The sequence below is a fragment of the Devosia sp. P2_G7 genome (assembly GCF_056403495.1).
This window is the reverse complement of record NZ_JBFUFI010000010.1, coordinates 1-20,750: the sequence shown is the minus strand read 5'-3', so window position 1 is coordinate 20,750 and position 20,750 is coordinate 1. Positions and strand designations below refer to the sequence as shown.

Annotated in this window: 21 protein-coding genes and 2 tRNA genes; 12 read left to right on the top strand and 11 right to left on the bottom strand. The window is 64.5% G+C overall.

Going from position 1 to position 20,750, the window contains the following annotated elements:
- From AC1DWU_RS16195 to ccoN, 6 genes are all read right to left on the bottom strand, one after another.
- A complete protein-coding gene (locus AC1DWU_RS16195; protein ID WP_477151037.1) occupies positions 1–483 on the bottom strand; it encodes a FixH family protein in 483 nt (160 codons plus the stop codon).
- A complete protein-coding gene (gene ccoG / locus AC1DWU_RS16190; RefSeq protein WP_477151036.1) occupies positions 480–2,039 on the bottom strand; it encodes a cytochrome c oxidase accessory protein CcoG in 1,560 nt (519 codons plus the stop codon). Before ccoG ends, AC1DWU_RS16195 begins: the two co-directional genes overlap by 4 nt.
- Before the next feature lie 132 nt (positions 2,040–2,171).
- Positions 2,172–3,038, bottom strand: coding sequence for a cytochrome-c oxidase, cbb3-type subunit III (gene ccoP / locus AC1DWU_RS16185; RefSeq protein ID WP_477151035.1), 867 nt, complete (start codon positions 3,036–3,038; stop codon positions 2,172–2,174).
- Complete coding sequence (locus AC1DWU_RS16180; RefSeq protein ID WP_477151034.1) at positions 3,035–3,220, bottom strand: cbb3-type cytochrome c oxidase subunit 3; 186 nt, start codon at positions 3,218–3,220, stop codon at positions 3,035–3,037. Before AC1DWU_RS16180 ends, ccoP begins: the two co-directional genes overlap by 4 nt.
- A 12-nt stretch (positions 3,221–3,232) precedes the next feature.
- Positions 3,233–3,964, bottom strand: a complete 732-nt coding sequence (gene ccoO / locus AC1DWU_RS16175; protein ID WP_477151033.1) for a cytochrome-c oxidase, cbb3-type subunit II — start codon at positions 3,962–3,964, stop codon at positions 3,233–3,235.
- A gap of 12 nt (positions 3,965–3,976) precedes the next feature.
- Positions 3,977–5,590, bottom strand: a complete 1,614-nt coding sequence (gene ccoN, locus AC1DWU_RS16170; protein ID WP_477151032.1) for a cytochrome-c oxidase, cbb3-type subunit I — start codon at positions 5,588–5,590, stop codon at positions 3,977–3,979.
- A 137-nt stretch (positions 5,591–5,727) separates the two neighbouring features.
- On the opposite strand from ccoN, the gene AC1DWU_RS16165 reads away from it, so the two are divergent.
- Positions 5,728–6,168, top strand: coding sequence for a hemerythrin domain-containing protein (locus AC1DWU_RS16165; protein ID WP_477151031.1), 441 nt, complete (start codon positions 5,728–5,730; stop codon positions 6,166–6,168).
- A gap of 37 nt (positions 6,169–6,205) precedes the next feature.
- Here AC1DWU_RS16165 and AC1DWU_RS16160 read toward each other — a convergent pair whose 3' ends face one another.
- The 3 genes from AC1DWU_RS16160 to AC1DWU_RS16150 all read right to left on the bottom strand — a co-directional run bounded on the left by AC1DWU_RS16160 (position 6,206) and on the right by AC1DWU_RS16150 (position 8,616).
- Positions 6,206–6,550, bottom strand: coding sequence for a hypothetical protein (locus AC1DWU_RS16160; RefSeq protein WP_477151030.1), 345 nt, complete (start codon positions 6,548–6,550; stop codon positions 6,206–6,208).
- Between the two features lie 106 nt (positions 6,551–6,656).
- Positions 6,657–7,274: a response regulator FixJ gene (gene fixJ / locus AC1DWU_RS16155; RefSeq protein ID WP_477151029.1), complete on the bottom strand. Its 618-nt coding sequence runs from the start codon at positions 7,272–7,274 to the stop codon at positions 6,657–6,659.
- Positions 7,261–8,616 (bottom strand): PAS domain-containing sensor histidine kinase, encoded by a 1,356-nt coding sequence (locus AC1DWU_RS16150; RefSeq protein WP_477151028.1) that lies wholly within the window; start codon positions 8,614–8,616, stop codon positions 7,261–7,263. The genes fixJ and AC1DWU_RS16150 overlap by 14 nt, the downstream gene beginning before the upstream one ends.
- A gap of 172 nt (positions 8,617–8,788) precedes the next feature.
- Between AC1DWU_RS16150 and AC1DWU_RS16145 the strand changes: the two genes are divergently transcribed.
- Both AC1DWU_RS16145 and AC1DWU_RS16140 read left to right on the top strand, forming a co-directional pair.
- Entirely contained in the window at positions 8,789–9,616 is an 828-nt protein-coding gene (locus tag AC1DWU_RS16145; RefSeq protein WP_477151027.1) for a universal stress protein, read from the top strand.
- Between the two features lie 134 nt (positions 9,617–9,750).
- Positions 9,751–9,909 carry a hypothetical protein gene (locus AC1DWU_RS16140; protein ID WP_477151026.1) on the top strand — a complete coding sequence of 53 codons (159 nt, stop codon included), beginning with the start codon at positions 9,751–9,753 and terminating at the stop codon, positions 9,907–9,909.
- Between the two features lie 97 nt (positions 9,910–10,006).
- Here AC1DWU_RS16140 and AC1DWU_RS16135 read toward each other — a convergent pair.
- Positions 10,007–10,082: transfer RNA gene (locus AC1DWU_RS16135), tRNA-Asn, on the bottom strand.
- 81 nt (positions 10,083–10,163) lie between these two features.
- The gene (gene mobA, locus AC1DWU_RS16130) at positions 10,164–10,805 is read right to left on the bottom strand and encodes a molybdenum cofactor guanylyltransferase (RefSeq protein ID WP_477151025.1); all 642 of its coding nucleotides are present in this window, start codon (positions 10,803–10,805) and stop codon (positions 10,164–10,166) included.
- A gap of 89 nt (positions 10,806–10,894) precedes the next feature.
- On the opposite strand from mobA, the gene AC1DWU_RS16125 reads away from it, so the two are divergent.
- The 9 genes from AC1DWU_RS16125 (at position 10,895) to AC1DWU_RS16085 (ending at position 20,271) form a co-directional block, all read left to right on the top strand.
- Entirely contained in the window at positions 10,895–11,521 is a 627-nt protein-coding gene (locus AC1DWU_RS16125; protein ID WP_477151024.1) for an outer membrane protein, read from the top strand.
- Between the two features lie 115 nt (positions 11,522–11,636).
- Positions 11,637–11,710 (top strand) — tRNA-Cys (locus tag AC1DWU_RS16120).
- 109 nt (positions 11,711–11,819) lie between these two features.
- Complete coding sequence (locus AC1DWU_RS16115) at positions 11,820–12,557, top strand: hypothetical protein (RefSeq protein WP_477151023.1); 738 nt, start codon at positions 11,820–11,822, stop codon at positions 12,555–12,557.
- A 112-nt stretch (positions 12,558–12,669) separates the two neighbouring features.
- The gene (locus AC1DWU_RS16110) at positions 12,670–13,323 is read left to right on the top strand and encodes a protein-L-isoaspartate O-methyltransferase family protein (protein ID WP_477151022.1); all 654 of its coding nucleotides are present in this window, start codon (positions 12,670–12,672) and stop codon (positions 13,321–13,323) included.
- Positions 13,324–13,530: 207 nt separating this feature from the next.
- The gene (locus AC1DWU_RS16105; RefSeq protein ID WP_477151021.1) at positions 13,531–14,862 is read left to right on the top strand and encodes a TolC family outer membrane protein; all 1,332 of its coding nucleotides are present in this window, start codon (positions 13,531–13,533) and stop codon (positions 14,860–14,862) included.
- 132 nt (positions 14,863–14,994) lie between these two features.
- Positions 14,995–15,369 (top strand): hypothetical protein, encoded by a 375-nt coding sequence (locus tag AC1DWU_RS16100; RefSeq protein WP_477151020.1) that lies wholly within the window; start codon positions 14,995–14,997, stop codon positions 15,367–15,369.
- A gap of 178 nt (positions 15,370–15,547) precedes the next feature.
- Positions 15,548–16,237, top strand: coding sequence for a PopZ family protein (locus AC1DWU_RS16095; RefSeq protein ID WP_477151019.1), 690 nt, complete (start codon positions 15,548–15,550; stop codon positions 16,235–16,237).
- A gap of 175 nt (positions 16,238–16,412) precedes the next feature.
- Positions 16,413–19,259 carry a valine--tRNA ligase gene (locus AC1DWU_RS16090; RefSeq protein WP_477151018.1) on the top strand — a complete coding sequence of 949 codons (2,847 nt, stop codon included), beginning with the start codon at positions 16,413–16,415 and terminating at the stop codon, positions 19,257–19,259.
- Between the two features lie 10 nt (positions 19,260–19,269).
- Complete coding sequence (locus tag AC1DWU_RS16085) at positions 19,270–20,271, top strand: CorA family divalent cation transporter (protein WP_477151017.1); 1,002 nt, start codon at positions 19,270–19,272, stop codon at positions 20,269–20,271.
- The last annotated feature ends 479 nt before the right edge of the window (positions 20,272–20,750 follow it).

Below are 20,750 nucleotides of genomic sequence, written 5' to 3'. Positions count from 1 at the left end.
TCACTCGGCTCCCACGGTGAAGCGCTCGCGCAGTTCGAACGGCCCCTTCGAGGTCTCGGTCGCCTGCACCAGGGCGTCCCAAACGCCGGCGGCGAGTGTCAGCGTCGCCGTGTATCCCCCATCCGGCGCCCGCTCGAGCAGCACGGCCTGGTCGTCATGTCCGCCCACGGGACGATTGACCTGCAGCTCCACCGGACCGAGGTCGATGGGCCGGCCGGCACCGTCGACGATCACGACCTTGGCGATGCCTGGCGAGTAGGTGAACGTTGCCTGCCACCCCGCCGCCTTCTGCGCTTCATGAGCGATGCGCTTCTCCTCGAACTCCTGGCTGGCGACATAGGAGTTGGACACCACGAGGCCCGTCCAACTGGTCGACGCGACGATGGCCATGCCGATATTGACGGCGATGATCACACCGAAAAAGCCGATGACGAGAAACCACATGTGGCGCCCGGTAAACTCCTGCGGTCGGGTGGGGGTCATTTGCTGCTCTCCGGAACTTCAAACGTGGTCTCGGTGCTCGACCGGATGTGGCCGTCAGCCGTCTCGACGACGATGCGGAATTTCGCCTGCGCATCCGGCCGCGCCGTCGGGGAGGTGCGGATATAGAGCCGAAGCGGCAGCACGCGGTCGGGCTCAAGCTCGAGGTCGAGGACCTGGCTGGCCTCGCCGCCATCGACCAGCGACAGCGCCGCTCCCGGCAGGCCCTCGAGGTGCAGTTCGACGCTGCGTGGGGCCGGCGTCATGTTTAGGACCTTGACGTCGTAGCCGTTGCGGATCGAGCCATCCCTGAGCTCGACATATAGCGGGTTGCGATCGTGCAGCACGCTGACGGACAGCTGCGTGCGCAGTGTCAGGGCGGTCAGCATGGCAAGGCCGATCGCCAGCCAGCCGACAAGGTAGACGATGGTTCTGGGCCGGACGACCGACCGCCAATCGGTGTGCTTGATGGCATCGACCAGCTTGCCGGTGACCTGATCGCGCACACGGTTCGGCTGGACAACCTTGCCGCTGCCGGTCGCGAGCGCCATGTTCTGGTTGTAGTCGCTCAGCGTTGCGTAGGAGATCAGGCCCGTCTCCTTGCCCAGCCTCGTCATCACGTCATCACACGCATCGATGCAAAGCGCGCACGTGATGCACTCGAGCTGCTGGCCGTCCCGGATGTCGATGCCCATGGGGCAGACCACCACGCAGGCATTGCAGTCCACGCAATCGCCGACCGGCTTGCCTTCGGCTATCGCCCTCTTGGCGTGACGGCTCCGCGGCTCTCCGCGCCAATCGTTGTAGGTGACGGTGAGCGAGTTCTCGTCCAGCATCGCGCCCTGGATGCGCGGCCAGGGGCACATGTAGGTGCAGACCTGCTCCCGCATCAAACCGCCGAACGTGTAAGTCGTGGCGGTAAGCAGCGCGATGGTGGCGTAAGCGACGAACGGCGCCTGAAGCGTGGCGATTTCGGCCAGCAGGGTAGGGGCGTCAGCGAAGTAGAAGACCCAGGCGCCGCCCGTCACAACCCCGATGGCGAGCCAGCTGGCGTGCTTGGTCGTTCGCTTGAGCAGCTTGGACGCGGCCCACGGCGCTGCATCAAGCTTGATCCGGGCGTTGCGATCACCCTCGACGTAGCGCTCGACCGCGAGGAACAAGTCGACCCAGACGGTCTGTGGGCAGGCATAGCCGCACCAGGCGCGGCCGACCGTTGAGGTGATGAGGAACAGGCCTATCCCGGCCATCACCAGCATGCCGGCGACGTAGTAGAACTCTTGCGGCCAGATCTCGATGAAGAAGAAGTAGAAGCGCTTGTTGGCGAGGTCGACGAGGACCGCCTGATCGGGCGCGAACGGTCCGCGGTCCCAGCGCAGCCACGGCGTGACGTAGTAGATGGTGAGGGTCACCAGCATCACCAGCCACTTGAACTTCCGGAAGTGCCCCGTCGCCCGCTTGGGGAAGATCTTCTTGCGCGGAGCATAGAGTGGCTGGCGCCGCTGGGCGGAGTTCACCGCGTCGACGTCATAGGATTGGGGGTCGGGCGGGTCCGCAAGCATTCTGATATTCCAAGTGGTCGTAGCCGTTTCTCACACGAACGCCCGGCGAGCGGCTTGATCTGGGTCAATTTCCGCGGACGAGAAGGAGAGCGCTTGCGGTCGCCCCCTTCCTGCCCGCGGCGATGGCACTATCTATTGGCCACCGCCGAGTCCGTGGACGTAGACAGCCAACTGCTTGACTGCGGTATCCCCCAGCCTTGGTTGCCAGGCGGGCATGACGCCGTGGCGGGGCCGCTCGATCTGGGCCTTGATCGCCGCAAGCGTGCCCTCATAGAGCCAGATCTGATCGTTGAGTGACGGACCCCCGGCATCGGGCATCCCCTCGCCGCCATCGCTGTGGCAAGCCGCGCAGTTATCGGCGAAGAGCCGGGCGCCCTCGTCACTGGCGACCCCGCCGTCGATCCCGGATAGCGAAGCGACCTGCTTTGCGAGAAGGTCGATCTCCTCAGCGGTGAGCATGCTGTCCGTGCCGAAGTTCGGCATGACGTTGTAGCGCGTCTCCGGATCAGTCGGCGAACGTGCACCATGCGAGATCGTCGAGTAGATCTGCTCGATGCTGCCGCCCCAGACCCATTCGTCGTCATTGAGGTTCGGGTAGCCGACGCTGCCCGTCGCACCGGTGCCGTGGCACTGCGAGCAGTAGACCTTGAACAGCGACTTCCCGCCGGCGCGGGCGAACCGGGCCAGGTCCTCGTTGGCGAGGATATCGGCCGCCGGGGTCTCGGTGATCTTCGTGATCAGATCCCCCTGCGCCGCCTTCGCAGTGGCCAGTTCGGCATCGAGGTTGGCGCGGCTGGAGTAGCCAAGAACGCCGGTTGTCGCGGACGAAATCAGCGGCCAGGCCGGATAGGCGACGGTGTATCCGATCGCGAAGATGATGCAGCCGTAGAAGGTCCACAGCCACCAGCGCGGTAGAGGGTTGTTCAGCTCCTTGATGCCGTCCCACTCGTGACCGGTGGTCTCGACGCCGGTGATCTGGTCGATCTCCCCGTTGGTCATTTCCGTTCCTCCTCAGCCCTGGGCTGCACATCGTCGAGTGGGATGCGGGCGGCCGCCATGGCGTTTGCCTTGGCGCCCGGACGCACGAGGAAGAACACGACCACGAGGAAGATCGCCATCATGTAGAGGAGGCCCCAGCTGTCGGCGAAGTGCCGGAGCATGTCGTAGTGTGCGGTTGGCATGAGCTGGCTCGCTTAACGATAGTTGGCTTTGGCGTCGTAGGTGGTGAAGTCGACCAGCGTGCCGAGCATCTGGAGATAGGCGACGAGCGCATCCATCTCGGTGATCCGCTTGGGGTCGCCGTCGAAGTCCTCGGCCCGCACGTTGGTGTAGCGGGCAAGGAGTCCCGAGGTATCCGCATCCGGCGTTGCCTGCGCGATCAGGTCCGCCCGGGCACTTTGAATGGCCTCCTCGGTGTACGGCACACCGACCATGGCGTTCGCCTTGAGGCTGCCCGCGATATTGTTGGTGTCGAGGGTGGTTTCGGCCAGGAACCCGTGTTTCGGCATGATCGATTCCGGCACCAGCGAGCGCGGGTCGCTCAGGTGCTCGACATGCCATTCGTCCGAGTAGCGGCCTCCGACGCGCGCAAGGTCGGGCCCGGTGCGCTTTGAGCCCCATTGGAACGGGTGGTCGTACATCGACTCCGCCGCCAGCGAGTACTGGCCATAGCGCTCGACCTCATCCCTGAACGGACGGATCATCTGGCTGTGGCAGACATAGCAACCCTCGCGGACATAGATGTCGCGCCCGGCGAGCTCGAGCGGGGTGTAGGGACGCATCCCCTCCACCTTCTCGATCGTGTTCTGGAAGTAGAACAGCGGGGCGACCTCGACGATGCCGCCGATGCAGACGACGACCAGCGAGAGGGTCAGCAGCAGGGAGGCGTTGCGTTCGATGACGCCGTGCTTGCCCAGAATATCCATTTGGCGTGGCTCCTATTCAGCCGGCTGCAGGGCGGCGGTTGCGATCGGACGCTCGTCGCGGACCCGGCCGCGGATGGTCATCCAGATGTTGAAGGCCATCACCAGGCCGCCGGCGAGGTAGAGGAGGCCCCCGAAGGCGCGGGCGATGTAGTAGGGGTGGAGCGCGGCCACGGTCTCGGCGAACGAGTAGACGAGGAAGCCCTCCGCATCGTACTCGCGCCACATCAGGCCCTGCATGATGCCCGACACCCACATGACGGCGGCGTAGACAACGATGCCGGTGGTCGCGAGCCAGAAGTGCCAGTTGACCATGCGCGGCGAGTAGAGCTGCTTCCGCCCCCACAGGCGCGGCACCATGAAGTAGACCGCGGCGAACGAGATCATGCCGACCCAGCCCAGTGCACCCGAGTGCACGTGGCCGATGGTCCAGTCGGTATAGTGGCTGAGGGCGTTGACCGACTTGATCGACATGACCGGACCCTCGAAGGTCGACATGCCGTAAAAGGCGACCGCGATCACCATCATGCGCATGATCGGGTCGGTGCGCATCTTGTCCCAGGCGCCGCGTAGCGTCATGAGGCCGTTGATCATGCCGCCCCAGCTGGGCATCCACAGCATCACCGAGAACACCATGCCCAGCGTCTGCGCCCAGTCGGGCAGGGCGGTGTAGTGGAGGTGATGTGGGCCGGCCCAGATGTAGAGGAAGATCAGGGCCCAGAAGTGGATGATCGACAGCCGGTAGCTGTAAACCGGCCGCTCGGCCTGCTTGGGCATGAAGTAGTACATCATGCCCAGGAACCCGGCGGTGAGGAAGAAGCCCACCGCGTTGTGGCCGTACCACCACTGGGTCAGCGCATCCTGCACGCCCGAGAACAGCGAGTAGCTCTTGGAGCCGAGGAGGCTCACCGGCACGCTGAGGTTATTGACGACGTGCAGCAGCGCGATGGTGACGATGAAGGCAAGGTAGAACCAGTTCGCCACATAGATATGCGGCTCCTTGCGCTTGATGATCGTGCCGAGGAACAGGATCAGGTAGGCGACCCAGACGATGGTCAGCCAGATGTCCGTGTACCATTCGGGCTCGGCATACTCTCGGCTCTCGGTGATCCCGAGCAGGTATCCCGTCGCCGCCATCACGATGAACAGCTGGTAGCCCCAGAACACGAACCAGGCGAGGTTGTCGCTGATCAGTCGGGCTCTCGAGGTGCGCTGGACCACGTAGAAGCTCGTTGTCATCAGCGCAGTGCCGCCAAATGCGAAGACCACGGCCGACGTGTGCAGCGGCCGCATCCGGCCAAAGTTGAACCAGGGACCGAAATTGAGGTCAGGCCAGGCGAGCTGCAAGGCGATCACCACGCCGACGAGGAAGCCCACGCACCCCCAGAAGACAGTCAGGATGGATCCGATCCGGATGGGCGCATCGAAATACCCGTTCGATTCCGCACCGTCCGGCGAGACCGCCGGCTTTGGCTCACGCTGCCGGAGCAGGATCACGGCGCCCAGCCCGAGGACGGCGGCGATGATGCCCATATGCGCGCTGAAGGCGGCATCCTGTCCCAAGCCGGACAGTACGAGCGTGAAGAACGCCCCGCCCACCAGCGTGATGATCCATGGCAGATTTTGCAACGTCGCCCCCGTGCGCTCTCACTTTGACGTCGCAACCTAGTGGGCGCCGCGGCCGGCAACTTTGATTCAGATCAAGACTTTTGATCCCAGCTCACCCCACCATCTCACCAGAGTGTTCTTGGGTTGGAGCGTTTGGGATGACAGCCCGCGATCGGCTTTCGGCAGATCTCTGGACGCTGTTCGACCAGCAGCTGAGCCTCTGCGACTCGCTTGAGCGGATCGCGGACTCGCTGCCGCATCGGCTCGACCAGCCGCACTGCCAGCAAATCGCCGATCTGATTTGCCCTCTGATCAGGCAAGCGCACGCCTCGGAAGAAGCGCTGATATTTCCCCAGCTCGCTGCGTTGCATCGTGAGGGCGGCCAGGTTGTTGAGCGGTTGCGGCTTGAGCACATCGAGGACGAGTGCTTTGCCGAGGAGGTGCAGTTCGAACTGCAGCAGATCGCGACCGGTCAACCGGTTCTGGCGCCGGAGGCGACGGGATACATGCTTCGCGGCTTCTTCGAAGGTCTGCGCCGCCATGTGCGGCACGAACTGGAACTTGTGGCGAGCCTGCGTGCCGGGAACACGCTGAACTAGTCAGCCTGCTCAGCGCGATAGCGACGTCCGCCAGTTTTCAGACATGAACACGAATAGCCTCGCGGACGGCGGCCGACATCGAGTTGCCGATCGCCGGCATCTCGACGATCTGGGAAACCCACTCGACCAGCCAGGGGAACGGGCGAGCCGCCAGCAAGACCACCGGATAGGCCTTAACGCAGAAGGCGATGCTCTCGTAGTCCGGGCCGGTGAGGGCCTTCTGGTCGAGGACCGTGCAGTCGAAGCCTTGGGAGGCCACCCATGAAAAGTCAGGGAGCGCCTCTTTCGCCGTGACCTGGTATCCCTCCGCCTCGAGCGCAAAGACCAGCGATGCTCGAAGATCGCTGTTTGGTGCAATGACGAGAATGCGGCCGGAGGCCATGGCGCGGCAGGTCCTTGTGAATGCGCCTCAATGGAGAGACACCTCTCACTATGCCGCCGCCCCAACTGCCGCCTTGAGGTAAATCAAATAGCCGGCGCCGGCAGTCTCAGGCCTCGATCTCTACGTCCATGATCATCCGGACGAGCTCGGGAAGGCTCTTTGCCTGCATCTTGCCCATCAGACCCGCGCGGTAGACCTCAACGGTCCGCGGGCTGATACCCAGCTCGAAGGCAATGGTCTTGTTGGCTTGCCCCGCAACCACGCCCTTCAGCACCTGCCGTTCACGGTCGCTCAACGACGCAACTCGTTGCTTGACGATATCGAGGGCGGCCCCGCTCTGTACGCGCTCGGCCGCACGGCTTGCTGCCCTCGAAATGGACTCGATGATCACATCGTCGCTGAACGGCTTCTCGATGAAGTCGATGGCGCCACTCTTCATGGCTTCGACGGCCATTTGAACGTCGCCATGACCGGTAATCACGATCGCCGGCAACAGCGCATCGGCGTCGCGCAGGCGCCGAAGCAGCTCGACGCCGTCCATGTCCGGCATCCGAAGATCGGTAATCAGGCAACCGTTCGTGATCTGGGGCGCGATCGCGAGGAAGGCGGTTGCACTTTCGTGGACGCGCACCGCGAAGCCCGCCCCCGATAGCAGGAATGCCAGCGAGTTGCGTACGGCTTCCTCGTCATCGACGATGTGGACGACAGTGTCAGCTGTACTCAACAGGGGCCTCCGCGAACACGGGAAGAGAGAAACTGAATGTGGCGCCGCCCGCCGCGTTCTTGGCCACCGTGAGTTCGCCGCCGTGAGATTCGATGATGCGGCGGGAGATCGACAACCCTATACCCATGCCGTTGGCTTTGGTTGTGACGAACGGCTGGAACAACTGCGGAGCGACCTCGTCAGAAATCCCTGGCCCCGTGTCTTCGACTTCAACTTGCAGCCAGTCCGGCGACACGTGCCGCGTGCGGACGATGAGTTGCTTTTCGGGGCTGTCGCGCATCGCTTCCATGGCATTGCGCATCAGGTTGATCAGGACCTGCTGGATCTGCACCCGATCCGCCACCACGATGCTGCTGTCCGAGCCGAAGTCGAACACCGACTTGATGCCACGCTCGCGGGACCCGACTAGGGCCAGCGCTCCCGCCTCCTCGACCAGATGGTTGATGTCCTCCGGCCCCTTGTCGGTCTCGCCGCGGGTCACGAACTCGCGCAGGTGGCGAATGATATCGCCGGCTCGCAGCGCCTGCTTGGCGGTCTCGTCGAGAGCGCCGCGCATGCGGTTGGCATATTCCTCGTCGATCTTGTCCAGCATGCGCCGGCATCCCTGGACGTAGTTGGCAATCGCCGACAGCGGCTGGTTGAGTTCGTGCGCCAGCGTCGAGGCCATCTCGCCAAGTTCGTTCAGCCGGGCCAGCCGGGCCAGCTCGCTCCGGGCTTGATCGAGCATCGCCTGCGATTCCTCACGCTCGGTGAGGTCGCGGATGAAACCGGTGAAGTAGACGCGGTCCCCCTGCCGCATCTCTCCCACCGCAAGCTTCATAGGAAACGTCGACCCGTCCTTTCGCCGCCCCACCACCACGCGATCGATACCGATGATCCGCTTCTCCCCGGTCCTGAGGTACCTCGCGAGGTAGGCATCGTGCTGCTCGCGATAGGGTGTCGGCATCAGCATGCTGACGTTCTGGCCGATTGCCTCCTCCGGCGTGTAGCCGAACTGCCGAACCGCGGAAGCATTGAACGAGAGCATGATGCCGTCCGGGTCGATGACCACAGTTGCATCAAGCACAGTGTCGAGGATGGACTGGAGGTGGGCCTCCTTTTCGCGGAGCGTTTCCCCGGTGCGCTGCGATGTCCTGCGCAAGCCGAGAACCGAACGCAACAGCCAATAGATGGCGCCCAGGCCCAGGCCGGCAAGTACCAGCGACCCTGCTGTACGCAAGCCTGGTGAGAGTACTGGCTCCGGCGCGAGAGCCATCCCGGCAGCCAGGACAAGGCAAATGGCCGCGATGCCGGCGACGATGAGGTCTTTTCGATCGGTCGTATGGGAGGGCAGCCTGTCCATGAATCGTGTGTAGCCGCTGGCATCTGGGGATACAACAACCGGCCACTTGCTTGCGACACGAGCTGGCGCGGCCCCGAGGACGCACTCTCGATTTGCGATAGATCAATGTGGCCATCGTCCACTTGTGAAGGGGTTGCTGCACGCGAAACGTTCGCCGCTCAGGAGCTCCAACATGGTCAAGGATATCGTCGTACATCTCACCGGTTCTCCAGAGGACGCCGTGAGGCTGGCCTTCACCAAGGTCCTTGCCGAGTCGCAGGAGGCTCGGGTCACCGGCCTGCAGGTGCACGCGTTGCCGGACGTGATCTCCATCACCGACCCGTCGGGTTCAGCCTTCCTGCGAGCGCTGCTGGATGAATCCTCCAAGGCCGCCGACAAAGTCACCGCTGCCCTGCGCACCCAGCTGGCGAAACTGGGAGAGTCCACCGAACTCCGTCGCCTTGATGTGTACCCGGGACAGGTCGGCGAGGCCCTCGCGGCCGAGACGCGGACGGCAGATCTGTTCATCGGCACAAGGCCCTACGGGGATCCGGCTCGCCAGCATGGCGTCGAGGAGGCCGTGCTCTTCAGTTCGGGAAGAGGGTGCATCTTTGTACCTCCGAGCGCCAAGCTATCGGGCAAGATCGAAGCGGTCTTCGTCGCCTGGAAGAACACGCGGGAAGCCGCCCGGGCCGTCGCCGAGGCCATCCCGCTCCTGCAACGCGCGAAGTTGGTCGTCATCGGATTGGTGGAAGAGGAGGGGGCGAGCGAACGGTTCGGCGATCAACCGGGAGCCGATGTCGGCCGCTACCTGAGCCGCCACGGCGTACTCGGCGAGGTCAGGATGGTGAACGGATGGTCCGACGCCGGTTCGGCGATATTGAACGAGGCCAAGGCGATGCAGGCCGACCTGATCGTGATGGGCGGCTACGGTCACTCGCGCTTCCGCGAGTGGGCGCTTGGCGGTGCCACCCGCCAGGTGCTGGTCAATTCACAGGTTCCGGTACTGATGGCACACTGATGTCCCGCGATCGGCTACCCACCTCGGTGGCGGTCGGGGCACTGCTTCCCGAGGGGCCGAGCCTTTGACGCAGATCAAGGTCCCCGGGCGACAATCAGGTTAAGTGTCCGTCGACATCTCCAAGGAGGATCATCATGGAACGCATTCACATTACGCAGCACAGCTCTCTGGGAGCGGCGTGGTTTGCCGGCTGGCTCTTCACCATCGGGTATCTGAAGCTGGACTTTCTGATGGGCCTGCTGGGGTTGGTGATCTGGCCATACTTCCTGGGGTCGCACTTCGTGCCAACCTGACCGGACGACCACTGAGGTCGCCTCGCGTCACGCATACGAAAACGCAGCTAAACCATTGGGCTGACTGGCTTTACGTCGTCTTGATGTTGAGAAGAAGTGGCTCCGCGACTTGGACTCGAACCAAGGACCATTCGATTAACAGTCGAATGCTCTACCAACTGAGCTATCGCGGAACACGAGCCCTCCGGGGAAGGCAGCGCCCGTTTAGCGCTTTTGATTTCCTTTGCCAAGCCCGAATTTCCGATCTGGAAAACTCAATCCCGCTGTACCGCCGCGATGGCCGAGCGACGCTCCATTTCGGCTAGATCCCCGGGCGTATTGACGTTGCCGAACGGATCGCCTCCAGCGGCAACCGGCCACTCGACCTCGATGCCGCCGGCCTCGCTACACAGCGATTTGAGGCTGCGCGGCGCGCTTCCCGCCGCAATGCGCTCCGGCAGGTCACGGAATCGCGCTACGCGCCAGATCGAGTTGGTGGGGTAGGGCTGTCCCCCATACGACGCGATCGCTGCCGGCGCTTCGCCGAGGCCATCAACCAGCCGCCCGACGAAGTCCTCCGGCAGGAAAGGTGTGTCGACCGCCACGCTGATCAACAGCTCCGGCACCCCCGCCAGCCCATTGAGATAGGCGATGGCGCCCGCCAGTCCCGCCAGTGGCCCCGCATAGTCGCCATCGAGGTCGGGAACGGCAATCATGCGCGCCTCGAGCCCTAGTAGCGCCGGCTCGATCCGCCCATGTGCCACCAGCAGCGGCGTGCAGCCGGCGAGCCTGCTGGCCACGCGCTCGAGCAGCCTCACGCCACCAACCACCAGTTCCGACTTGATTGTCCCGCCGAGCCGCTCGCCGCGCCCGCCGGCGAGGATCAGCGCTGCCGTAGTGTGTTGATTCTGCACCATATCTCGCCGCCCAATGGCTCGCTCCCTTGACAATCTTCCGGCCACCATAGAGGAGCGGCGTCGGGGGGCTTCAGTCTACTGGAGTCTATATGACTACGCGTATCTTTGCCGCCCTGGCGTTTGCCGGGCTGCTCACCGGCACCGCAACCGCTGCCGACCTCTACGTTCCAACGCCCGATGAGGCAATCGTCACCGCAAGCCGCGATTGGACCGGCTTCTACATCGGCGCACATGGTGGCTACGGTGCTTTCGGCGCCGCACACAACGGCAATGACTCCGACGTTTCGGCCCTCAGCGGTTGGCTGGGCGGCGTGCAGGCCGGCTATAACTTCCAGGTCGATTCGGTGGTTTTCGGCCTCGAGGCAGACCTCTCGGCTGCCGGCATCGTCGAAGGCAGTGACACCGACCACTTCGAGGAAAACGACGGCATCAATGGCCTCGCCACCTTGCGGGGCCGCCTCGGCTTTGCCATCGGCGACCTGCTGCTTTACGGCACGGCGGGTCTCGCCGTCGCCAATCTCGATACCTACGACGAAGCACAGACGATTGGCGGCTGGGTCGCCGGCCTGGGCGCCGAGTACATGGTCACTGAGACCGTCTCGCTGAAGGCCGAGTATCTCTATACCAACTTCGGCACCGTCGACGTCGAAGGCTACGGCGCGCCGTTCGACATTGACGGGTCTGCCGTCCGCGTCGGCGTGAACTTCCACTTCTGATCACCACCGGGTGCATCAACCGGGTCCCGCACGCGGGCCCCGGTCATTTCCGCTGACATCCCTCGCCGTTCAGCTTGCAGAAAGAATTGCTCTGCCATATGAACCGCGACGGTGGGGCCACATGGCGGAGTGGTTACGCAGCGGATTGCAAATCCGTGTATTCCGGTTCGATTCCGGATGTGGCCTCCAATCCTCTCCCTAAATGGCTGTCGATGCTGCCGGTGCTTCATCACCTGGACGCGTGTTGTCTTCTGTCCCGGTGCGCAATAGTATCCTCTTGCGGCTTCGAGGGTCGAAGATGAGCGCACGCGACGACGCCTACGAGCGTGTGTCGGGAGAGGTTCCCGATCGGACCCTGACGTTCTCGTCCGTGATGCTGCTCCTCACCTTGCTGGTTGCGGCGGTTGCACTCACCGTCGCGTACTTTGTTACCAGCCGCTATCTGCACACCGACGTCGAGGTCGAACGCTACTGGCGTCTGATGTTCGATATGAACGCGGAGGGCACCGTCCCTTCCTGGTTCAGTTCGGCCCTGTGGATGCTGTCTGCAGGGCTGGCTGCGGTTGCAGCTGCCGGGGACAGGCAGGCGGGACGCGCCGTCTGGCATTGGCTCGGCCTTGCCGCGGTATTTGTGCTGTTGTCGCTCGACGAGGCGGCTTCACTCCATGAGAATATCGGCGCGCTGCTCGATCTGGTCGTGCACATGGAGGGTGTGCTCGCATGGTCCTGGGTGCTGTTCGGGGGAGGGCTGTTTATCGCTGTCGCTGCCGTGTTCGGCAGGTTCATTCTGACCCTGCCACCCGCAATAACCGCCACCTTTGCCGTGGCCGCGCTGGTGTTTCTCGCCGGCGCCCTGGGCGTCGAAATGTACGGTGCTTCGGTTGTCGAGGGCCAGGCGCAGTTCCCCTCCTGGCTGAACTGGACCCGGGTCATCGCCCTGGAGGAACTGCTGGAAATGCTCGGGGTCATCATCAACGTGGCGGCCCTGCTGCAGGTTCTTCGCGGCCAGTCGCCGATCCGGTTGGGCTTCCGATAGCCGGAGCGGGATCGCGCCGTCGTTTGCCGGTGCAGCGTCGTCCGCGCCTCCTTGAAGCATTCATCTGTGGGCGGTATGCACCTGCCTGACGCCTCCAACCAAGGGAGCCGAGATGGCCGACTTCGCTACTGCCCGCCTCAGGATGGTCGACAACCAGCTGCGCACCAGCACCGTTACCGATCATCGTCTGCTGTCTGCGATGGGCGAAGTGCCGCGCGAAGCGTTCCTGCCGGCCGATCGCGAGGCGCTGGCCTATGCCGATGTGGTGCACGCGCTCGGCGGCGACCGGTACCTTGGGGCGCCGGCGCCGTTTGCCCGGCTGGTCCAGCTCGCCGAGATTGCCGCGACCGACCACGTACTCGATGTCGGCGCCGGCACCGGCTATTCCACTGCCGTATTGTCGCGGCTGGCAGCCGAAGTGACGGGCCTCGAACCCGACCCGGAACTCGCCGACAAGGCCCGCGCCAATCTGGCTGCCATCGGCGTTGCCAATGCGACGATCGCTGTCGGCGGCTTCGATGGCTCCAGCCTGCCGGTCGACCACTTCGACGCCATCGTGGTCGAGGGCACGTTGCGGGCTGAGCCCACCTCGCTGTTCCATCTGCTCCGCGATGGCGGGCGGCTGGTCGCACTCATCAGCGCCGACGGACCATCAGTCGCCCATGTCTTCGTCAAATCAGGCGGCGAAGTCGCCGGCCGCAGCGAGTTCAACACCACCCTGCCGCCTTTGGCCGCAGAGCCGCGCGCCGAAAATTTTGTGTTTTAAAGGCGCGGCAAGACTACTGGTTCATAACTGACCCGCGGTTCGGCAGTGTTGCCGCTCAATCACGCGGCTAAACATTTCAAAGGTTAAAACGTCGCAACACTTGAGTTGCGAGGTTGTGCGTCCCATGTGCCCGGCATATCGTCGGTCGGCTGTCGGAGGTTTTGGACTATGCGTTACCTGGGGGCAATGCGGGCGGGCGCCCTTGCCATGGCTATTAGTCTGCTGGCGACGGCGGCACATGCGGAGAGTCTCCGCTCGGCGCTCGAGAGCGCCTATCAGAACAATCCCGAAATCATGTCGGCGCTGCTGAGCGTGAAGGCGAGTGCCGAGAACATCGCGCTGGCCAAGTCGGGCAAGCTGCCCGCCATCGCGGCTTCCGGCACCGTTGGCGGTTCCTGGTCCGCGCCGCAGGGCGGCGACCTTTCCACTGCCTTCTCGTCCACCGCGGGGATCAACTACAGCCAGACGCTGTTCGACAATTTCAAGACCGACGCCGATATCGAGCAGGCGCGCGCCGGGACCGAGGTCTCCAAATACGCGCTGCGCAACACCGAGCAGAACGTCCTGCTGGCGGTTGTGCAGGCCTACTACGGCGTGTTGCGCGACACCCAGCTGGTGCAATTGCGCGCCGACAACATGAGCTTCTTCGATGCGCAGGTGAGCTCGGCCGATGATCGGCTTCGTCTTGGCGAGGGCACCAAGATCGATGTCTCGCAGGCCAAGGCCCGCCAGGCAGCGGCCGTTTCGTCCTACCGGGCGGCTATCGCCTCACTGCAGACCAGCCAGGCGAGCTACGAGCGCTATGTTGGCCACAAGCCCAAGGGCCTGTCGTCGGACTTCAATTTCGGCAAGTCGCTGCCGGCCTCCATCGACAGCGCCATAGCCTCCGCCGAGGATCGGCACCCGGCGCTGCTGTCCGCCCGCGCCGCCATCCGTGTCGCCCAGGCAGGGTCGGACGCGGCGAGCGCTGCATTCGGCCCGACGCTCAGCCTGATCGGCGGCATCGAGGCTCAGATGCAGTACAGCAGCATCACCGATGCGACGACCAGCAGCCTCGGTGGTTCGGCCCAGCTGAAGCTCTCGATCCCGATCTATTCGGGCGGCGCGCTGTCGGCCAGCTTGCGCAAGGCCAATATCGAACAGATCCGCAGCGAAGTGGACGCGCTCTCGGCGCGCGACACCATCCGGGAAGCGGTGATCTCCTCCTGGTCGACGCTGCAGAACGCCACGGCCCAGATCACCTCCGCCGAGGCGGCAGTCGCCTCCAACCAGCTCGTGGTCGAAGGCACCATTCAGGAGCGTGACGTCGGCCAGAAGACGACCCTGGACGTGCTGAATGCGCAGGCGGAACTCACGACCGCCCGCGAGTCGCTCATCACTGCCCGCTCGACCCGGATGATCGCCGCCTTCTCGCTGCTTTCTGCCGCAGGCAAGCTGTCCCCCGAAGTGCTGGGCCTTAACGTGCCGGTGCATTCGGCCAACGGTTACATTGCGACCGTCGAGGACGTCTGGGCAGAACTGCGCGCGCTCGACGACTGAGTTCGTGCTCGGGGTAGCGTGGACCCCGGCGAGGCAGTGGCCTAACCTTCCGAATCAAGCCGCGACGCGAGTCCCGCGTCGCGGCTTTTCTGTGCGGGCTGCGAGGGGCGGCCCGCCGATTTGGGGGAAGCAATGAAGTCACTACCGTTCTGGTTCATCGCCATCGGCGCGCTGCTGGGGCTCGCGGGCATGGCGTGGGGCATCCAGATGGCCATCACACAGGACCACGCGCTGTCGCCTGGGCACGCTCACAACAACCTCGTGGGGTTCGTCACGATGGTGATCTATGGCGTCTACTACAAGCTGGTGCCCGCCGCGGCGCAGACCCGCGTGGCGCTGGTGCATTTCTGGGTCGCACTGCTCGGCGCGCTGACCATCGGCATCGGTGTTGCCATGGCCACCTCGGGGCAGGGCGAGTGGTTGGCACAGATCGCCTCCATCGCCACCATCATCGGCATGCTGATCTTCGTCTACACCATCTTCCGCAATCGGGCGGCGCTGGCCTAGGTCAAGCCGCTACATTGGGATCTTCCCCCGGATTTGTCTGGGGGAAGACTTCTACTGCTGGTGTGCCGCCGATTCACAAAGCGCCATCGCTTGCACTAGATTGAGTGCAGCCGATTCGGTTTGTCGCCGAGTCTGCCCAAAGTGCGGCCGCGTATCTGGCGGGTAATGTGAGGCAGTTATGAACAAGCCGGCGCCCAAAGAGCCCTCGATGGACGAGATCCTGTCCTCGATCCGACAGATCATCGCCGATGATGACGCTGGGGCAGCGCCGAAAAAGCCGGTAATGCCCGCACCGCCGCCGGCCCGCAGCTTCGTGCCGCAACCGCGCCCGGTCGAGCCGGAGCCCGAGCCGCTGGCGCTGTCGCCTGAGCAGATCCTGCGCGACACCGCTGCCGAGGACGAAGCCAAGCCCGGCCTCAGCTTCTCCGAACTGCTCGGCGGCACCGCTCCGGCGCCCGATCTCGATGCCACGCTCATCGATCCGGACGACATTTCCTTCGACCAGGAGGAAGATGAGCCCGCGCCGGTGCCGGCCTATGTGCCGCCGCCGCGTGTTGCCGCGCCCGCCTACGAGCGCCCGGCACCGCGCCCGGCCGCTGCCGTAGCCATGGCCGCGCCGATGCCCGATCCGACCCTTTCGTCCGATCTCGCGGAAGAGCTGCTGGAGCCGACCACGCAGTCGGCGGTGAAGAGCACCTTCGCCCGGCTCTCGGGCCTCTCGACCGTCACCAGCGGCGTCACCATCGAAGACATGATGCGCGAAATGCTGCGCCCCATGCTGAAGGAATGGCTGGACGAGAACCTCCCCTCCGTCGTCGAGCGGATGGTGGAAAAGGAAATCGCCCGGGTCTCGCGCGGCGGCAAGTAGTCGATCGCTGACGACTGGCGGCCGTCACCGGCCGCCCCTTGCGCTGCATACCTCGTCGTCACCACATGGCTTTGTGTTGACTTCCCCCTCACGCCTTTGCTTTAGACCTAGCCACTGAGTTCTGGGGCCCGCCGGCACTTTGGTGCGCGCGGGCCGTTGCCGTTGGAAACCACCGATGCTTGAGAAGACTTACGACCCCGCCGCCGTCGAGACCCGCATCTACGAGCAGTGGGACAAGGCCGGCACCTTCAAGGCAGGGGCAGGGGCCAAGCCCGGCGCCGAGACCTTCTCGATCGTCATCCCGCCGCCCAACGTCACCGGTTCGCTGCACATCGGGCACGCGCTCAACAACACCATCCAGGACATCCTGATCCGCTTCGAGCGCATGCGCGGCAAGGACGTGCTGTGGCAGCCCGGCACCGACCACGCCGGCATCGCCACCCAGATGATCGTCGAGCGCCAGCTGGCCGAGCGCCAGCAGCCCGGCCGCCGCGAGATGGGCCGCGAAAAGTTCCTCGAGCGCGTCTGGGAGTGGAAGGCCGAATCCGGCGGCACCATCCTCAACCAGCTCCGCCGCCTCGGCGCGTCGGCCGACTGGTCGCGCGAGCGCTTCACCATGGACGAGGGTCTCTCGGAGGCCGTCCGCAAAGTGTTCGTCACGCTCTACGAGAAGGGCCTGATCTACCGCGCCAAGCGCCTCGTTAACTGGCACCCCGGCCTCGAGACCGCCATCTCCGACCTGGAAGTCGAGAACATCGAGACCAATGGCAAGATGTGGCACCTGCGCTACCCCATCGAGGGCAGCGAGGAGACCATCACCGTCGCCACGACGCGCCCCGAGACCATGCTCGGTGACGTCGCGGTTGCCGTGCATCCCGAGGACGAGCGCTACAAGCACCTCATCGGCAAGCACGCCATCCTGCCGCTCGTCGGCCGCCGCATCCCGATCATCGGCGACGAGTACGCCGACCCCGAGCTCGGCTCCGGCGCGGTGAAGATCACCCCGGCGCACGATTTCAACGACTTCGAAGTCGGCCAGCGCCATGGCCTCAAGCCGATCAATATCTTCACCACCACGGCAAAGCTCAACAACAGCGTGCCGCCCGCCTATCGCGGCCTCGACCGCTTCGACGCGCGCGACAAGATCGTCGCCGAGCTCGAAGCGTCGGGCGTCCTCGTCTGGGTCGACGACAAGAAGATCATGGTCCCCTACGACGAAAAGTCGAAGCTGATCGTCATCGAGCCGTTCCTCACCGACCAGTGGTTCGTGAAGGCCGACATCCTGGCCGAGCCGGCGCTCGCCTCGGTGAAGGAGGGGCGGACCAAGTTCGTCCCCAAGAGCTACGAGAACACCTATTACGCCTGGATGGAGAACATCAAACCCTGGTGCATCTCGCGCCAGCTCTGGTGGGGCCATCAGATCCCGGCCTGGTACGGCCCGCGCCTCAACACCGATCCGGATTTCAACAACCGCGACGCCGGCCTCAAGTGCTTCGTCGCCGACAACGAAGCCGAAGCCATCACGTTGGCGCAGGCCTACTACGGCAATCGCAAGATCCAGGTCTACGGCGGCGGCGCCACCGCGCCCGACTACGTCAAGGCCTTCACCACCTTCGACACCACCCAGCGCGACCGGCTCAATGCCGACACCTGGAGCATGCGCAAGCACAAGGACCCTTTCGCCGAGCTGAGCGACAGCAAGGTCCCACTGCACCGCGACGAAGACGTGCTCGACACCTGGTTCTCCTCCGCCCTGTGGCCGTTCTCGACCATGGGCTGGCCCAACCAGACCCCCGAACTCGCCAAGTACTATCCGACCGACGTCCTCGTCACCGGTTTCGACATCATCTTCTTCTGGGTCGCCCGCATGATGATGATGGGCCTGGAGTTCACCGGCACCGAGCCGTTCCACACCGTCTACATGCACGCCCTGGTCCGCGACGAGAAGGGCCAGAAGATGAGCAAGACCAAGGGGAACGTCATCGACCCCTTGAGCCTCGTCGACGAGTACGGCGCCGACGCCACCCGCTTCACCCTCGCCGCCATGGCCGCGCAGGGCCGCGACATGCGTCTCGCCATTTCCCGCGTCGAGGGCTACCGCAACTTCGTCACCAAGCTCTGGAACGCCGCGCGCTTCCTCGAGATGAACGGCTGCGCCCGCGTCGAGGCGTTCGATCCCAAGAAGAACACCCTGGCGCTCAACCGCTGGATCGTCGGCTCCACCGCACGCGCCGTGGCCAACGTCACCGCCGCCATCGCCGACTACAAGTTCAACGAAGCTGCCAACGCTGCCTACGATTTCGTCTGGGGCACCTTCTGCGACTGGTACATTGAACTCGCCAAGCCCGTCTTCACCGGCGAGGACGAGGCCCACAAGGCCGAGACCCAGGCGACTGCGGGCTTCGTTCTCGACCAGATCCTGAAGCTGCTGCACCCCTTCATGCCCTTCGTCACCGAAGAACTGTGGGCGGAAACCGGCAAGACCGGCCCGGCGCGCGAAAAGCTGCTGATCATCTCCGAATGGCCCGAACTCGCCGGCCTCGAAGACCCCGATGCGCAGGCCGAGCTCGATTGGCTCGTCGCCCTGATCTCCGGCATCCGCTCGGTCCGCCAGGAAATGAACGTCCCCGCCGGCGCCAAGGTAAAGCTCCTGGTCGTCGGGGCAGGGGAGACCACCGGCACCCGTATTGAGGCCAACCTGTCGGCGCTCACCCGTCTCGCCCGCCTCGAAAGCGTCGATTACACCTCCGACGTGCCACGCGATTCCGCCCAGTTGATCCTCGGCGAGGCCACCTTTGTGCTGCCGCTCGCCGGTGTCATCGATCTGGATGCAGAACGCACTAGACTGAAGCGCGACATCGCCAAGGAAACGGTCGAGATCGAAAAGATCGACAAGAAGCTGGGCAACGAGCAGTTCCTTGCCAAGGCTGCCGAGGAGGTCATCGAAGAACAGCGCAGCCGCCGCGCCGAGGCGGAGGATCGCCGTGCGCGCCTCATCGAAGCGCTGTCGCGGCTGAGCTAACGGAGCCCCGATGGGCGACACCTTGCCTTCCAGCAGCCACCGCCAGCCCATCAAGGACTGGATGACCATCGTCCAGTTCGACGGCCGCGGCGGCGTCCGCAAGCTCGAAGAGGCCGAGGAGGCGGATTTCGCCACCCCGGCCAAGGGCTTCGCGCTGATCTCGGGCAACTCCCGGGCGCCGGAGTTCAAGGTCTGGCTGAAGCGCCAGCTCGGCGACTTCAATGCCGACCTGATCACGGTGCCCTCCACCCGCAGCCGCTGCACCGTGCTCGACGACCGCGCCCTGGTGGTGCTCCGCGTCGCCCGCCCGGGCGCCGATCCCGAGGATGTCGGCCGTCAGCTGCTTAGCCTCTGGATCGAGAAGGGCCGGGTGATCATCGCGTCCGAACTCAACATCGTCGAGTTCCTCGGCATCACCCAATGGCAGCAGACCCATCACGCCCCGGTCTCGCCGGCCGATCTGGTCGCACGCCTCGCCCTGCGCGCCGCCGATCGTATCGAGCCGCTGATCGAGCGCATGGGCGATAGCCTCGACACCATCGAGGAAACGCTGATGCTGAACCGCAGCGGCGACACCCGCTCCCGCCTCGCCCACCTGCGCCGCACGCTCATCAACATGCGGCGCCTGATCTGGCCGCAGCGCGACGTGCTGACGACGCTCGAAATCGAAGACCTGAGCTTCTTCACCACCCGCGACCGCGTCCGCCTGCGCGAGGCCGCTGCGCGCACCGCCCGCCTCGGCGACGAGATGCAGACCCTCTCCGAGCGCGCCGTGCTGGTGCACGAACAATTGCTCGATACCCGCGCCGAGCAGATGAACCAGACCATGCTGCTGCTTGCCGCCGCCACTGTGGTGCTGATGCCGCTCACCGTCATCAGCGGCATTTTGGGCATGAACGTCGACGGCATCCCCTTCCACGACAGCCCCTACGCCTTCTGGATCGTCACCGGCTTCCTCTGCGTCCTCGGCGTCGCCATCTACCTCTTCATGCGCAAGAAGAAATGGATGTAAGGGGCTGACGGGCCGCTAGATTCCGTATCTCCCCACCAGCCGTCATCCCGGCGAAAGCCGGGACCCACTGCTCGGACCGTTGGTGCGGCACGAACCGCGCCGGTCCATCACAGATGGGTCGGACGTGCTCGCGCGGGTGGATCAGCCGGTGCACTGGGTCCCGGCTTTCGCCGGGATGACGGCCAGCGAGGTTGGCTCGATGGTCCCCCAAACGCGATGCGGCACCTCCCCCTCTGACGGGGGGATGGATGGGGGTGAGCGGAGCCACAATGCCGAGGCGGCACAAGGCGTTGCGAGAATCTTGCGCCGATCTATCCCCCCACTCCCCAGCCATGCGATTCTCCCACCCATCCGCTGCACCGAAGCGAGATCATGACGAGTGGTTGGTGCGGGGGAGACCGGGTGGGCTGCGGGTCGCTGCAGTTCAGGCGGAAACCATCACGGCAAGGACCGGTTCGCCGGTCAAGCCGCTATCACGC

Excerpts from the sequence above, each read along its gene's own strand:
- AC1DWU_RS16195 (WP_477151037.1), bottom strand. The coding sequence starts at position 483 with ATGACCCCCACCCGACCGCAGGAGTTTACCGGGCGCCACATGTGGTTT.
- AC1DWU_RS16090 (WP_477151018.1), top strand. The coding sequence starts at position 16,413 with ATGCTTGAGAAGACTTACGACCCCGCCGCCGTCGAGACCCGCATCTAC.
- AC1DWU_RS16165 (WP_477151031.1), top strand. The coding sequence starts at position 5,728 with ATGACAGCCCGCGATCGGCTTTCGGCAGATCTCTGGACGCTGTTCGAC.
- AC1DWU_RS16085 (WP_477151017.1), top strand. The coding sequence starts at position 19,270 with ATGGGCGACACCTTGCCTTCCAGCAGCCACCGCCAGCCCATCAAGGAC.
- AC1DWU_RS16140 (WP_477151026.1), top strand. The coding sequence starts at position 9,751 with ATGGAACGCATTCACATTACGCAGCACAGCTCTCTGGGAGCGGCGTGG.
- ccoG (WP_477151036.1), bottom strand. The coding sequence starts at position 2,039 with ATGCTTGCGGACCCGCCCGACCCCCAATCCTATGACGTCGACGCGGTG.
- AC1DWU_RS16115 (WP_477151023.1), top strand. The coding sequence starts at position 11,820 with ATGAGCGCACGCGACGACGCCTACGAGCGTGTGTCGGGAGAGGTTCCC.
- AC1DWU_RS16105 (WP_477151021.1), top strand. The coding sequence starts at position 13,531 with ATGGCTATTAGTCTGCTGGCGACGGCGGCACATGCGGAGAGTCTCCGC.
- AC1DWU_RS16125 (WP_477151024.1), top strand. The coding sequence starts at position 10,895 with ATGACTACGCGTATCTTTGCCGCCCTGGCGTTTGCCGGGCTGCTCACC.
- AC1DWU_RS16110 (WP_477151022.1), top strand. The coding sequence starts at position 12,670 with ATGGCCGACTTCGCTACTGCCCGCCTCAGGATGGTCGACAACCAGCTG.
- mobA (WP_477151025.1), bottom strand. The coding sequence starts at position 10,805 with ATGGTGCAGAATCAACACACTACGGCAGCGCTGATCCTCGCCGGCGGG.
- ccoP (WP_477151035.1), bottom strand. The coding sequence starts at position 3,038 with ATGACCAACGGGGAGATCGACCAGATCACCGGCGTCGAGACCACCGGT.
- AC1DWU_RS16160 (WP_477151030.1), bottom strand. The coding sequence starts at position 6,550 with ATGGCCTCCGGCCGCATTCTCGTCATTGCACCAAACAGCGATCTTCGA.
- AC1DWU_RS16095 (WP_477151019.1), top strand. The coding sequence starts at position 15,548 with ATGAACAAGCCGGCGCCCAAAGAGCCCTCGATGGACGAGATCCTGTCC.
- AC1DWU_RS16180 (WP_477151034.1), bottom strand. The coding sequence starts at position 3,220 with ATGCCAACCGCACACTACGACATGCTCCGGCACTTCGCCGACAGCTGG.
- AC1DWU_RS16150 (WP_477151028.1), bottom strand. The coding sequence starts at position 8,616 with ATGGACAGGCTGCCCTCCCATACGACCGATCGAAAAGACCTCATCGTC.
- AC1DWU_RS16145 (WP_477151027.1), top strand. The coding sequence starts at position 8,789 with ATGGTCAAGGATATCGTCGTACATCTCACCGGTTCTCCAGAGGACGCC.
- ccoO (WP_477151033.1), bottom strand. The coding sequence starts at position 3,964 with ATGGATATTCTGGGCAAGCACGGCGTCATCGAACGCAACGCCTCCCTG.
- AC1DWU_RS16100 (WP_477151020.1), top strand. The coding sequence starts at position 14,995 with ATGAAGTCACTACCGTTCTGGTTCATCGCCATCGGCGCGCTGCTGGGG.